Annotated in this window: 14 protein-coding genes and 1 pseudogene; 11 read left to right on the plus strand and 4 right to left on the minus strand. The window is 65.9% G+C overall.

The annotated features are described in order from the left end of the window. The 4 genes and pseudogenes from IWX64_RS10955 to IWX64_RS10970 form a co-directional block, all read left to right on the plus strand. A pseudogene (locus IWX64_RS10955) lies at positions 1-267 on the plus strand (IS3 family transposase); the annotation flags it as partial. A gap of 8 nt (positions 268-275) precedes the next feature. Beyond that, positions 276-449 carry an RNA polymerase sigma factor gene (locus IWX64_RS10960; RefSeq protein ID WP_334683261.1) on the plus strand — a complete coding sequence of 58 codons (174 nt, stop codon included), beginning with the start codon at positions 276-278 and terminating at the stop codon, positions 447-449. Then, entirely contained in the window at positions 446-1,045 is a 600-nt protein-coding gene (locus IWX64_RS10965) for an Asp23/Gls24 family envelope stress response protein (RefSeq protein WP_196867165.1), read from the plus strand. Before IWX64_RS10960 ends, IWX64_RS10965 begins: the two co-directional genes overlap by 4 nt. Then, positions 1,038-1,367: a hypothetical protein gene (locus IWX64_RS10970; RefSeq protein WP_196867166.1), complete on the plus strand. Its 330-nt coding sequence runs from the start codon at positions 1,038-1,040 to the stop codon at positions 1,365-1,367. Before IWX64_RS10965 ends, IWX64_RS10970 begins: the two co-directional genes overlap by 8 nt. 102 nt (positions 1,368-1,469) lie before the next feature. Here IWX64_RS10970 and IWX64_RS10975 read toward each other — a convergent pair whose 3' ends face one another. Then, complete coding sequence (locus tag IWX64_RS10975) at positions 1,470-2,795, minus strand: Nramp family divalent metal transporter (protein ID WP_442859048.1); 1,326 nt, start codon at positions 2,793-2,795, stop codon at positions 1,470-1,472. Positions 2,796-3,300: 505 nt separating this feature from the next. Here IWX64_RS10975 and glsA point away from each other — a divergent pair. Then, entirely contained in the window at positions 3,301-5,115 is a 1,815-nt protein-coding gene (gene glsA / locus IWX64_RS10980) for a glutaminase A (protein ID WP_196867167.1), read from the plus strand. A 290-nt stretch (positions 5,116-5,405) separates the two neighbouring features. Here the strand turns inward: glsA and IWX64_RS10985 are convergent, their stop codons facing one another. Beyond that, the gene (locus IWX64_RS10985; RefSeq protein ID WP_245345731.1) at positions 5,406-5,993 is read right to left on the minus strand and encodes a metal ABC transporter permease; all 588 of its coding nucleotides are present in this window, start codon (positions 5,991-5,993) and stop codon (positions 5,406-5,408) included. A gap of 8 nt (positions 5,994-6,001) precedes the next feature. On the opposite strand from IWX64_RS10985, the gene IWX64_RS10990 reads away from it, so the two are divergent. Both IWX64_RS10990 and IWX64_RS10995 read left to right on the plus strand, forming a co-directional pair. Continuing rightward, positions 6,002-7,561 (plus strand): iron ABC transporter permease, encoded by a 1,560-nt coding sequence (locus tag IWX64_RS10990; protein ID WP_196867169.1) that lies wholly within the window; start codon positions 6,002-6,004, stop codon positions 7,559-7,561. Positions 7,562-7,581: 20 nt separating this feature from the next. Further along, on the plus strand, positions 7,582-8,298 hold the full coding sequence (locus tag IWX64_RS10995) for a spermidine synthase (RefSeq protein WP_196867170.1): 717 nt from the start codon (positions 7,582-7,584) through the stop codon (positions 8,296-8,298). Positions 8,299-8,310: 12 nt separating this feature from the next. On the opposite strand, the gene IWX64_RS11000 is transcribed toward IWX64_RS10995, so the two are convergent. After that, the gene (locus IWX64_RS11000; RefSeq protein WP_196867171.1) at positions 8,311-9,600 is read right to left on the minus strand and encodes an ATP-binding protein; all 1,290 of its coding nucleotides are present in this window, start codon (positions 9,598-9,600) and stop codon (positions 8,311-8,313) included. Positions 9,601-9,723: 123 nt separating this feature from the next. Here IWX64_RS11000 and IWX64_RS11005 point away from each other — a divergent pair, with 123 nt between their 5' ends. Then, positions 9,724-10,449, plus strand: a complete 726-nt coding sequence (locus IWX64_RS11005) for an AAA family ATPase (protein ID WP_196867172.1) — start codon at positions 9,724-9,726, stop codon at positions 10,447-10,449. Between the two features lie 23 nt (positions 10,450-10,472). Here IWX64_RS11005 and IWX64_RS11010 read toward each other — a convergent pair whose 3' ends face one another. After that, positions 10,473-10,772 carry a hypothetical protein gene (locus IWX64_RS11010; protein WP_196867173.1) on the minus strand — a complete coding sequence of 100 codons (300 nt, stop codon included), beginning with the start codon at positions 10,770-10,772 and terminating at the stop codon, positions 10,473-10,475. A 152-nt stretch (positions 10,773-10,924) separates the two neighbouring features. On the opposite strand from IWX64_RS11010, the gene IWX64_RS11015 reads away from it, so the two are divergent. Genes IWX64_RS11015 through IWX64_RS11025 form a run of 3 tightly spaced genes read left to right on the plus strand, consistent with a single transcriptional unit; the run spans position 10,925 to position 13,263 of the window. Continuing rightward, positions 10,925-11,227, plus strand: a complete 303-nt coding sequence (locus IWX64_RS11015) for an urease subunit gamma (protein ID WP_171585516.1) — start codon at positions 10,925-10,927, stop codon at positions 11,225-11,227. 17 nt (positions 11,228-11,244) lie between these two features. Next, complete coding sequence (locus IWX64_RS11020; protein WP_196867174.1) at positions 11,245-11,553, plus strand: urease subunit beta; 309 nt, start codon at positions 11,245-11,247, stop codon at positions 11,551-11,553. 3 nt (positions 11,554-11,556) lie between these two features. After that, positions 11,557-13,263, plus strand: coding sequence for an urease subunit alpha (locus IWX64_RS11025; RefSeq protein WP_196867175.1), 1,707 nt, complete (start codon positions 11,557-11,559; stop codon positions 13,261-13,263). Positions 13,264-13,304: the final 41 nt, after the last annotated feature.

The following is a 13,304-nucleotide window of genomic DNA, read 5'->3' on the forward strand; positions in this document are numbered from 1 at the left end:
GGCTCCCGCCAGGACGCGGTCGCCTGGGCCAACGAATTCTTCCTTTACTATAATTTCGAACACCGCCATTCCGGGATCGGGCTGCATACCCCCGCGACGGTCTTCGACGGCACCTACGCGGCCATCCAGGGCCGCCGGGCCGCGGTGCTCCAGGACGCCTACGCGGCGACCCCGCACCGGTTCGGTCAACCGCCGGCGCCGCCGGCGGGCCCCACGGCGGCGTGGATCAACCAGCCCCAACAAAGCGAGGTCCCCACACACGCCTAACCACTTAGCTGTGTCTCAAACGCCTTGACAGATTCCGGCGCCAGTGTTGGGTACTCAAGGAGATGGGCGGGCAATCGTACGAGGACATCGCCGAGACGCTGGAAATCAGCACCGACAGCGTTCGCGGCAGGCTATCGAGAGCACGAACCACCCTGATGAAGGAAATGGAGGACTGGCGATGAGCAACGACATCCCTGATCCCGGTTGCGGCCACAGCCTCGACGAGCTCGAAGAATACCTGCGGACCGGTCAGTCGACCGCCGAACAGCACTATGAGCGCTGCCCCGAATGCCAGGCCGGGTTGGCTGGACTCCGTGCGCTGCGTCGGCTGACCGGCGAACTCGCGGCGGCCGATACCGAGCAGGCCGGCTCGGGTGACGAACCCTGGCTGCAGTCAATTCTTGGCAACCTCCGGTTGGAGATGCGTTCCGGCCGGAGCATTCCGCTGTCCAGCGAGTACCCGGAGGACTCCTTCGCGGAGACCGAGGGTAGCCTCGTCGCGTTGATCCGCTCCACGGGCGACGACGTCGACGGCGCCACGATCGGCAAATGCCGCCTGCACGGGAACATCACCGAGCCGGGCGCCGAGGTCCGGATCGAAGTGAACGTGACGGCTTTCTTCGGCTACCCACTCCCCACCATGGTCGAGTCCCTCCGGGCACGGATCGCTGAGACGGTCAGAACCCAGACGGAGCTGGTTCTGACTGACGTCGATGTGTCGGTGACCGACATCCACGAGCGTGTTGCCCGGGATCCGAGAGGAGAGGTCAATGAATAAGGATCGGCTGGAGCTCCGGGTGGAGGAGATCATCGCCGGAGTCGACGGGGTGGCGGGACTGTACCCGGCGCGTTCGGCAATCCTGGCGGGGATTGCCAGCACCCTGCGCGCCGACGAAACGCTGGTGGCCATTGACGTCTCCGGGCCCAGGCTGGTGATCAGGGCGCGGATCGCCGCACTGGCTGATGTGTCGGCACCGCGGCTGGTCCGCGCGGTGGCCGCAGCAATCCGGGCCGGGCTGGCCGGGGAACCGGATGCCCGCTCCCGGGAGGTCGCCGTGGAGATCACCGTCTGCGGGTTCACCAACGCCGCGTTCTCCTAGTTTCCGCACCTGGTCAGCCAGAAACGGCCCCGAGGCTCACGTTCGCCGCTTGCTGGCGGCGGGTCTGAGCCTCGGGGCCGTTTTTCGTCCGGCGCGGGCAGGTTAGCCGCCGAAGAGTGGCGCGACCGCGCCGACCAGCTGGTTGAGTCCGAGCACGATGAACAGCAGCGCGACAACCGCCAGCGCGATGTTGCTGTACATCTTGTTCGCGTACTTCTTGGGGATTCGCTTGCCGTTCAGCAGACCCAGGAGGGTGACGGCCAGGAACGGCATGAACAGTGATCCGAGGACACCGTAGGCGAGGATCAATCCGATGGGCTGACCCAGGGCAAACAGAATCATCGGCGGGAAGGTCAGCCACAGCACGTAGAACCTGAAGTACTTGCCGCCCACCCGGGTATCGGGGTGGCCCGACTCCTTGCCGCGCAGGTTGCCCCAGAAGTCGGCGAACATCAGGGAGACGCCGTTCCAGACGCCGATGATCGAGGAGAAGGAAGCAGCCCAGAAGCCCACGAGGAAGCCGATCCCGACGACGTCGCCGTACTCGTCGCGGAGCACGGTGGAAAGATCGAGCAGCCCCTCGTCACCGGCACTGAGACTGACCCCGGCGGACCGGACGACTTCGGCACCGACGATGAGCATGGCGATGACGAAGATACCGGTCATCACGTACGCCATCGAGTTGTCGATGCGCATGACCTTCATCCACTTGGGTGTGTACCAGCCCTTTTCGCGGAGCCAGTAGCCGTAGGCCGCGAGCGTGATAGTCCCGCCCACGCCGCCGGCGAGCGCCAGCGTGTACAGCAGCCCACCCTCGGGGATGATCGGCACCAGTCCGGTCACCATCTCCGGGAGGTTCGGCGCCGCAATGATAGCGAGACCCACCACGGTGACGAACATGATGCCGACCAGGACGGCGGTGATCTTCTCGAAGGTGGCGTAGCGGCCAAACCAGACCATCACGAAGCCGGCCAGGCCCATCACGATGGCCCACGCCCAGAGCGGGAAGACCGGGAACAGGGCGGCGAGGGGCAGCGCAGCACTCGACATCGCCGTCGCCCCGTAGACGAAGCCCCAGATCATGATGTACGGCCCGAAGTACCAGGTGGTCCACCTGCCCAGGGACCGCCAGCCCTCGAAGATCGTGTAGCCGGTGGCCAGGGTGAACCGCCCGGCACCTTCAACGAGGATGATTTTCAGGAAGACACCGAGGATGACCGCCCACAGGAGGCCGTACCCGTACCGGGACCCGGCCACCAGGGTGGCGACCATGTCCGCGGCGCCGACACCGGTGGCGGCCACCACCAGGCCCGGACCGACGATCTTCCATTTGGCGGGCTTACCGCCGTCGTCGTCCACCCGTTCGGCGTGGTTGAGTTTCTCGGCGGGCGCGTGGCCCGTCTTCTCAGGGGGCATCTCGCCGGGCATCAAAATTCCTTCAGGTTTGGGGCGGGGAGCCCGTGCCGTCGTGGAACGGGCCCTAGGAATCCTCTCATGGATCCGGATTTCATCTGTGAGTTGACCCACATGATCGCACGCGCCGATATCCCGCCTTCTGGCTGGGCAGCAGCCGGAGCCTTTATTCTGAACTCCGGAACCGGAAAAGTTCGGCAAATACCTTTCTTACTCCGAGATCGGTATCGGAGCAGCGCTGCTGGCTCCCTTCATCCCCGCCCGGCTGGCGGGTCTCGCCCTGGGTGCTTTTGCTGGCGGCACCATGCTGATGTACTTCCGCACTCCGGAGATGACCGAAGCGGATGGCATCCGTCCCAGCCAGGAGGGCATCCCCGTTGCGAAGGACGTCTGGATGGCCGGTATTGCTCTGGCCCTGATTCTCGCTCGCAAAAAACGGTAGCCCAGCAGCGACGGATCCAGATCCGGGCCCGCGTCCCCCCGTGCGGCGGGTGGGCCCGGATCGCCTAATGTTGCTCTCATGGACTCTCCGATCGAAAGCTACCTCAAACGCATCCACCAGGAGATCGCCGAGCTCAAGGATGGCAAGCCCTACAGCACCATCCCCGCCATGGCGAACGTCGATCCGAATAACTTCGGCATCTGCCTCACCACAGTGGACGGCTACATCTACGAAGTGGGAGACACCCGGGACGAGTTCAGCATCCAGTCCATCTCCAAGCCCTTCACCTACGGACTGGCCCTCGCCGACCTGGGGATGGATGCCGTGGACGAAAAGGTGGACGTCGAACCGTCCGGCGACTCATTCAACGAGATCTCGCTCGCCGAAGGCACCGGCCGCCCCTCCAACGCGATGATCAACGCCGGCGCCCTGACCGCCACCTCCCTGATCAAAGGATCAGGCGGCAACGGACGCTTCAAACGCATCCTGAACACCTACTCGGCCTTCGCCGGCCGCCAGCTGAGCGTCAACACCGAAATCTACGAGTCCGAGCTTAAACACGGGCACCGCAACCGGGCGCTCGCCCATCTGCTGCGCTCATTCAACATCATCGAGGACGATCCGCAGCCGGTGATCGAGGACTACTTTCGCCAGTGCTCGGTGCTGGTGAATTGCCTTGACCTCTCAGTGATGGCGGCCACCCTCGCCAACAGTGGCCGCAACCCGCTCACCGGACGCCAGGTGCTGGAGATCGGCCCCATTGAACGCGTGCTGTCCGTGATGACCACCTGTGGCATGTACGACGACGCCGGCGCCTGGATCAGCACCGTCGGCATGCCCGCCAAGAGCGGGGTCGCCGGCGGAACCATCGCCGTCCTGCCTGGCCAGGTGGGACTCGCCGTGTACTCCCCGCCCCTCGACGAGCACGGCAGCAGCGTACGCGGCATGGCCACCAGCCAGCGCCTTTCCCGGGACATGGAACTCCACTTCGTCAGGGCCGCCCGGACTGGCAAGTCGGCGATCCGGTCCACCTACGACATCTCCGCATCGCCGTCGGGCATCCGCCGCAACGACGAGGCCATGGACATTCTCCGTGACAACGGTCACCGCGCCCGGGTGATCGAACTCAACGGCGACCTGCTCTTCGCCGGTACCGAGTCGATGATCCGCGAACTGAGCTCCCTCGACCAGACCGTCGAACTGATCATCCTGGACCTTCGCCGCGTGGACGAGGTGGCCGATGTCTCCCTGCGTCTGCTGGCCGAAGCACGCGAGAACCTGGTCGCCGACGGAAGGGAGTTGGTCCTGATTGACAGCGACGGGACCCTCGCCGAGACCTTCCAGGATGTCGACCGCGACGTGCCCACGTTTGACACCCGCACCGCCGCCGTCGAATGGTGCGAAGACCGGCTGATCGCCGCGTACGGCGATGACCTGTACCTCCCCTCGGTGGTCAAGGTCATTGACTGCCCCGCGCTGAGCCCGCTGACCGGCGCCGATGCCTCGGCGCTTGCCGACCGGATGGAGGAGCGCGAGTACGACGACGGCCACGTGATCCGCCGCGTGGGCCAACGATTCGGCGGCGTGTTCTTCATCCTTTCCGGGAAGATTACGACGTCGGTGCCCGGACCGACCGGCGGACGGGTGCGGCTCACCACTCTCAGCGCCGGCATGACCTTCGGTGAACTGGCGCTGGGCAGCGACGACCGGCAGGAGACCACCGTGAAGGCCGAGGGCGGGGTGAAGGTCATGGTCCTGACCGCCGACGCCATTTCCGCCCTCGAATCCGAGGATCCCCGCCTCGCTGTTGAACTGTGGAAGGCCCTCACCCGGGACGCCTACACCCGGGTGGACCTCTACCTCCGTGAAACCGCTGTGCGGGTCCGGGACTAGCCGTTTCGGGTTTCCCTGGCCGAAATCGACGGAGCAATAGTGCGCGATCCTTCGGCGGAAACCTTCACCCTGGGCGTTTCGGCCAGCGATGATTTGGCAAACCCACTAAACAACAGCGAGGGTGAGACAGCTTAACGTCGGTCCGCCGCGAAACGCCAGCAGGCGTCCACCCGATGGAAGTGCATGCAGAAAGTCCCGCCAGTTCGGCAACCGGTTAGCCAAATCCGCATCAGCCTAAGTCATCCGAGTTGTCACTACTTCTAGGGACGTTGGCGATCATTACCGGAAAATCAGGTGTGGCGGCGGTTCAGCCAGTCTTTGGTCACGGCGACTGATGCGGCTACCAGGTAGAAGAGGATCGCGATCACCACAATGGCAGCACCGGGTGCGAAATCGCCGTAGTACGAGGCTGTCAGGCCGAGAACGGCGCTGACGGCACCGACGCCTGAGCCGATGGCGAGGGTGGCTCGGTAGCTGGTTGCTATTTGCGCGGCCGCCGCGATGGGAACGACCATCATTGCGTAGATGAGCAGCAGCCCGATGGTGGTCATCCCAGCGACCACGATGAGGGCCACCATGAGGGTTAGGACCAGGGTCAACGCCTGGGTTGGTATCCCAGCAACTCGCGCAGAAGCTTCATCGAAAGCCACTGCGACTAGCTGGCGGTAGACCACAGCGGTGACAAGCAAAACAATTCCTGCCAGTGCCCCGATGGCTGCCACCTCCCACCATTGCAGATTGAGAGGGCTGCCAAAGAGTAGTCCGACCACAGCGGTCTGCCCACCGCCCGCCCTGGCCGCGAACAAGAACCCAGCAGAGATACCTCCATAGAATAGAAGGGCCAACGACAGATCACCACCCCCGCGGCGTCTGGACATACGTACCAGTGCAACCGCCGCGACCACGGTCAGGCCCAGGGCGCCGCGGGCTGTACGCCTGGCAGGCAGGTTCCCTGGGCCAGAGCGGTATCGACAAGTTCCTCCTCCTCGGCCCCCTGGCCGGGGTGGTCATCCTGGTCCTCCTGCTGACATCGCGGTCCCTGGACCTGCTCACCCTCGGCGACGACCAGGCCCGCATGCTCGGCGTCAACGTCCGGCGCACCCAGGTAATCGCCATTGTCCTGACGGTCCTGCTGGCGGCGGCCGCGGTCACCATGGCTGGGCCGATCGGCTTCATCGGTCTCGCCGCTCCGGCACTGGTCCGGTTGGCGGCATCAGCGGTCCCCGGTCTGCACAAACACGCCGCAATGATTCCGGTGTCGGCGCTGACCGGCGTCGTCCTGGTGCTCGGCGCCGACGTCTCCTTGCGCGCACTGGTCGGCGCGCAGGCAGCCGTCGAAGTGCCCACCGGGGTGATCACCACCATGTTCGGTGCGATCTTCCTGGTGCTGCTGGCGCAGCGCCTGCGGACCGCCGGCCCGGTGCGAGAGCCGCGCCGGATCAGCATGGCCACGCCACGCTCACGCGGCCGGGTGGTGCTGATCATCGCGGTGATCGCCGTCCTCACCGTCGGCACCGCGTTTGCCGGCATCCTGCTCGGCGACACCAAACTTCTCCTCGGCGACCTGGCCAACTGGGCTGCCGGCCAGGCGGGACCGGTGGTGTCCAACGTGATGGACACCCGACTGCCGCGGGTCGGTGCCGCGTTGCTGGCGGGTGCCTCCCTGGCTTTGGCTGGCACCACCGTGCAGGCGGTGACCCGGAACCCGCTCGCTGAACCGGCAATTCTCGGCGTCAGTGGCGGCGCGGGATTGGGCGCCATCGCCATCATCACCTTCGCCCCGATCGCAGGGTTCTGGCTGATCAGCGCCGGAGCGGGCCTCGGCGCCGCGGTGACCGCCGCGATCGTCTTTGGCCTCGCGCTCCGCGGGGGGCTGCAGACGGACCGGCTCATCCTTATCGGGTTCGGGGTATCCGCCGCGGCCACCGCCGGAATCACCCTCCTGATCGTCCTGACCGACCCCTGGAACGAGGCGAAGGCACTGACCTGGCTCTCCGGCTCCACCTACGGCAGGTCCCTTCAACATCTGGTGCCGATGATCGTCGCGTTGCTCCTCACGGCACCGATCATCGCCGCCGCCCACCGCACCCACGACCTCCTCGCCCTCGATGACGACACGCCCCGCCTGCTCGGCATCCCGGTCCCGAAGGCAAGGGCCATCCTCATCAGCTGCGTCGTGGTCCTCACCGGATCCGCGGTGGCCGGCATCGGCGTGATCGGCTTTGTCGGCCTGGTGGCACCGCACGCGGCCCGGGCGCTGATCGGCCACCGGCACCGACTCGCCCTGCCCACGGCAATGCTGCTCGGCGCGCTGCTGGTCTGCCTCGCGGACCTGCTGGGGCGCACGGTGATTGCCCCGTCCCAGCTCCCCGCCGGACTGCTGACAGCCATTCTCGGCGCGCCGTACTTCATCTACCTGCTGTACCGCAGCCGCCGGAACAGCTGATCACCTGACAGACTGGGCAGATGGCAATGTTTGAGGAACTGGACTGGAAAAAGACCCGACTGGGCGAGATCAGCCTCAGACGGCGCTGGGATCGAACCTTCGACAAGGAGGTCTACGAGGTGAAGCTCGACGACGACTTCCTGATGTCCAGCCTCTTCACCGTCGCCGAGATCGAACTGACGGAGCTGGCACTCGCCGAGCTCCCGGACGACGGCCTCGACGTTGTCGTCGGCGGGTTGGGTCTCGGCTATACGGCCCAGGCGGTCCTGGACAGCCCGAAAGCCCAGTCCCTCCTGATCGTCGAAGCGCTCGGCGAGGTCATCGAATGGCACCAGAGCGAGCTGATCCCGGCCGGTAAGACACTCACGGCCGATCCCCGCTGCCGCTACGTCCACGGCGACTTCTTCGCGATGGCCGCCTCCGCCGAGGGCTTCGATCCCGAGACTCCGGGCCGACAGTTCCACGCGGTGATTCTCGACGTCGACCACTCCCCCCGGCACGTCCTGAATCCCAGCCACGCGCCGTTCTACGATCCGGCCGGGACGCAGCGGCTGGCTGGCCACCTGCACCCCGGCGGAATCTTCGCCCTCTGGTCCAACGACCCGCCCGACGACGAGTACCTTGCCGTTCTCCGCCAGGTGTTCACCGAGGTGCGCGCCGTCGTCGTCAGCTTCGACAACCCGCTGCAGGGCCGCGACTCGACCAACACGGTGTATCTGGGACGCAAACCCCGGTAGCCCCGCGACCCGCTACAGCCTGGCGATCCGTTCAATGTCCTCGCGGAATTCCTGTGCCACGGACGCCGACACAGTGGTCCGCGTTTCGGCGATGGCCGCCAGGTAATCCTCACTGCACGGCCCCGCAGCGGGCGTACCGCCGTCGGCCGCCCCAAAGACCGCATGTTCCAGCGCCCGCTGTGACGCTTTGCGGGCGGCGAACTCAATGTCCGCCGGGGAAAAGCCGTCGGAGGTGTCGACCAGCTGGTCAATGGCGACGTCTGCTGCCACCTCGGACGGAATGTAGCGCTGCCAGATGGCATAGCGGGCGGCGTCGTCGGGCAGACCGATCGGAATGACGTAGTCGAAGCGGCCGTGACGGAGGAACGCCGTGTCGAGCGCGCGGATGAAGTTCGTGGCACACACCAACAGCCGACCCGGCCGCTCTCTGAACGCCGGAATGATCTTAAGCAGTTCGTTGGTGACGCCCTGCAACGGGGACGGCGGCTCGCCCTGCCGTTGGGCGGCGATCTCCTCGACCTCGTCGATAAAGACCACAGCGTGTTCCAGTTCAGCGATCTCAAGGAAGGTCTCCCGCAACGCACCCGCAAGTCCCTTTGAATCGACGGCGAGCCGTGACGGAAACACCTCCACGAAAGGCCATTCCAGCCGTGACGCGATGGCCTTGGCGAAGGTGGTCTTCCCGGTACCCGGCGGCCCGAAGAGCATCACCGCGCGCGGCGGGACCACCCCGTACTGCTGGGCAAGATCGGGGTTGGCCAGCGGAAGGACCAGCCGGCGTTCGAGCAACTCCTTTTCCCGCTGCATCCCGCCGACGTTGTTCCACAGGTTCCGCGGCATCAACCGTCCGCCGAGTTCGCTCAGCAGACCCATTTCCTGCCGTTGAACAGGGATATCCCGTTCGAAGTACCTCAGATGTTTCCGGTCCTGAAAACCCGAGTGGAGGAGGGCATCCACCCGGTGTTCAGCGTCGGGCACCAGGGTGGAGAGCTTGGTCAGGCCATGCGGAGCCATCCTGCCCTCGATAGCGGCGAGCAGAGCGCTGCCAATGCCATGGTTCCGCCACCCCTCATCGATGGCGAAGAAGACAATCCACCCCTGATCGTGGGCGGCGCGGGCCACCGCCGTGCCAACCACCCTCTCACCGTGAACGGCGACGACGGCGTGGTCCTTCTGACACGACGCGAGTACCTCCGCAAGGGCATACACCGGTTCGACGCCGGCGCTGCGGGACTCCTCCCACAGGTGCAGGATCGCGTCCATGTCAGCGGCGTGAAAGTCCCTGATTCTCCAACCGGTCATGCTGATGACTCCTTCGTCGTGTGCTGATCGTGACGTCTGCGAAACGTTCCCTCGCTGATCATGGCATACGGCTGGACGGTACTGGAGATTGTGACTGTCAGAGGCGGCTGACAGGATGCTGTGATGCAACTCGATCGTTTCCCGATCCGAAGGGTCACCGCCCACCCGGCCCACCCGCTCGATCCCGGCACCTGGCCGGCGAGCCTGCCACCGGTGAGCCAGTTGCTGACAGACGGGATGGACCTCGGCGGCGCCACCGTGCTGGTGGGCGAGAACGGCTCCGGCAAATCGACGCTGGTGGAGGCAATTGCGCTGGCGTTTGGCCTGTCCCCGGAGGGCGGATCCACCGGCGCCCGGCATTCCACCCGGCCGTCCGAGTCGGAACTGTCGGAGAGCCTGCAGCTGGTCCGCAATCCGGGTGCCACGAAACGCGGCTACTTTCTGCGGGCTGAGACGATGCACGGGTTTTTCACCTACCTGGAGATGAACCCCAGCACCTCAGGACGCAGCGACTCCGAGTTCCATTCGATGTCTCACGGTGAGTCCTTTCTTGAGCTCGTCGTCGACCGTTTCCGCGGTCCCGGTCTGTGGGTGCTGGACGAGCCGGAATCTGCGCTGTCCTTCGGTGGCTGTCTGGCGCTGCTCGGTATCCTGAAGGAGCTGCTCGCGGACGGGAAATCCCAGGTGGTGCTCTCCACCCACTCCCCGCTGCTCGCAGCGCTTCCCGGCGCCTCGATTCTGGAGATCGGGCCCTGGGGGTTCCGCGAGAGGCACTGGGATCAGCTGGACCTGACCGTGAACTGGCGAAGCTTCATGAACGGACCCGACCGGTACCTGCGCCACCTCTGAACCGAGGCATTCGGAGAGTCGGGCTATCGGGTCAGACTGTCGTCACGGAAGAGATAGATGATGGGCACCGGGCATTCGTCCGCCGGACATTGGATCTCTTGAACGACCGGGTTCAGTGGCTTGCCGCAGACAAGTCCGTTTGCATTGCCCTCGGCGTCGATCACCCCGGGGACTCGGTAGCCCACCGCGAGGAGGTCGGCGACGACCAGGACCTGGTTACTGGCGGGACATCCGGTCGCCGAAGCAGGCGCGGCGAAGGACGCCGTCGACGGGATGAGGGCGAGCGCCGCGGTTGCCGCCGCGACAAGGAGGAAGCGTTTCATCGGATTACCTTTCGACAGGGCCGCACCATTGCGGCCATCGCCAGTGTGTCCCTCCCCGAATTAACCCGCAATGCCACAACGAGGTATCGGAAAAGAGCGCCCGGCTTCGGCTTTCGCAACATGCCTGTAACACAACGGTGCAAAACTCAACCATGTTCCTCACACCCTCAGACCAGGACAAGCTGCTGCTCAGCGTCGCTGGCATGGTGGCCCGCGACCGCCTCGACCGCGGTGTGCTGCTGAACTACCCCGAAACGGTTGCCCTGCTCTCCTGCTGGGTGATGGAGCGGGCCCGGGAGGGTGCCCAGGTCGCCGACCTGATGAGCCGGGGCCGCAGCGTCCTCACCCGTGCCGAGGTGATGGAAGGGGTGCCCGAGATGATCCCCGACCTGCAGATCGAAGCCACCTTCCCCGATGGCCGCAAGCTCGTCACCATCACTGAGCCCATTCCGTGAGCCGCGAGGAGAAACCGATGATTCCTGGCGAGATCCGCACCCTTCCCGGAACCCTTGAGCTCAACGCCGGCAGGGAGCATCGCACCCTGGTGGTGGTGAACGACGGCGACCGCCCCATCCAGGTGGGATCCCACTTCCACTTCGCTGCCGTCAACGCGGCGCTCACTTTTGACCGCGCAGCCGCCACCGGGTTCCGGCTGGGCATCCCGGCCGGTACCGCCGTCCGCTTTGAACCCGGGGCGTCCCGCGAGGTCCTCCTGGTCAAACTCGCCGGCACGGGCACCGTTCCCGGGCTCCAGCGTCGTCCCGCACCGGAAGGCGGCTAACCCATGGACATCAGCAGGCACGACTACTCCCACCTCTACGGACCCACCGTCGGCGACCAGATCAGACTCGGCGACACAGACCTGTGGATCACCCCCGAACAGGACTACACGTTCGGCGGAGACGAGTCAGTGTTTGGCGGCGGCAAGAACATCCGCGAATCCATGGCCCAGTCCACCCGGACCAGCGCCGAGGGCGCCCCGGATCTGATCATCACGAACGCGGTCATCCTGGACCACTGGGGCATCGTCCGGGCCGACGTCGGGATCCGGCACGGAAGGATTATCGGCATCGGGAAGTCGGGCAACCCGGACATCATGGACGGGGTTGACCCAGCCCTGTTCATCGGGCCGGGGACCGAGGTGATCTCCGGGGAGGGCAAGATCCTCACCGCCGGCGGCATCGACAGCCACGTGCACCTGATGGGCACCGACGCACTCCGGGAGGCGGTCGCCTCCGGAATCACCACCGTCGGGGGCGGCGGAACCGGTCCCGCCGAGGGCACGAAGGCCACCACCGTGACCCCCGGCGCCTGGAACCTCGCCACCATTCACCGCGCCCTTGATTCGCTGCCCCTGAACTTCCTCCTGTACGGCAAGGGCAACACGGTCAGCGACGCGGCCCTGGATGAGCAGGCCCTCGCCGGCGCCGCCGGATACAAGGTCCATGAGGACTGGGGATCCACCCCCGCCGCCATCGACGCGGCACTACGGGCCGCAGACCGGTGGGGTATGCAGGTGGCGCTTCACGCCGACTCGCTCAACGAGGCAGGCTACGTCCAGCAGACCCTCGAGGCGGTCGGGGGCCGGGGCATCCACGTGTTCCACGCCGAGGGGGCCGGCGGGGGCCACGCCCCGGACATCATCACCGTCGCCGCAGCAGCCAATGTGCTCCCCGCGTCAACCAACCCCACGCTGCCGTTCACAGTCAACACGGTGGCGGAGCACCTGGACATGCTGATGGTGTGCCACCACCTCAACCCGCGCATCCCCGAAGACCTGGCGTTTGCCGAGTCGCGCATCCGGGCCACCACCATGATGGCCGAGGACGTGCTGCAGGACCTGGGCGCCCTCTCCATCACCTCCTCCGATGCGCAGGCGATGGGCCGCATCGGCGAGACCATCACCCGCACCTGGCAGGTGGCCCACGTGATGAAAAATCATCTGGGCGCCACCGACTCGGCGTCGCCCGCCGACAACGAAAGGGCCCGCCGCTACGTGGCCAAGTACACCATCTGCCCTGCGGTGGCCCACGGGATCGACGCCGAGGTGGGCTCGATCGCCGTCGGAAAGCTGGCGGATCTGGTGCTGTGGCATCCGGCGTTCTTCGGGATCCGGCCGTCGCTGGTGATCAAGGGCGGGGCTATTGTCGCCGGCCAGATGGGCGACCCCAACGCTTCGCTCCCCACCCCTCAACCCGTCTGGATGCGTGAGGCCTTGGCGGGGACGGCGACCTCGGCGCCGCACCTGTCGACGTCGTTCGTCACGCCCGCCGCGTTGGAGGACGGGCTCGCCGACCGGCTGGGCCTCACCCGACGCCTGACGGCCATCGCTGATACCCGCGGGGTCACCAAGGCGTCGCTGCCGAACAACACGGCGCTGCCGGATATCCAGGTGGACCCCGAAACGTTCAGGGTGAGCATCGACGGCCAGGAGATCGAACCAGCTCCCGCGTCCGAACTGCCCCTGACCCAGCGCTACACCCTGTTCTAGTCATGGGACACGGCATGGGATTAGGCATGGTTCGAGGAATG

Origin of the sequence: Arthrobacter sp. CAN_A212, assembly GCF_015752345.1 — a bacterium.
Lineage (GTDB): Bacteria > Actinomycetota > Actinomycetes > Actinomycetales > Micrococcaceae > Arthrobacter_D.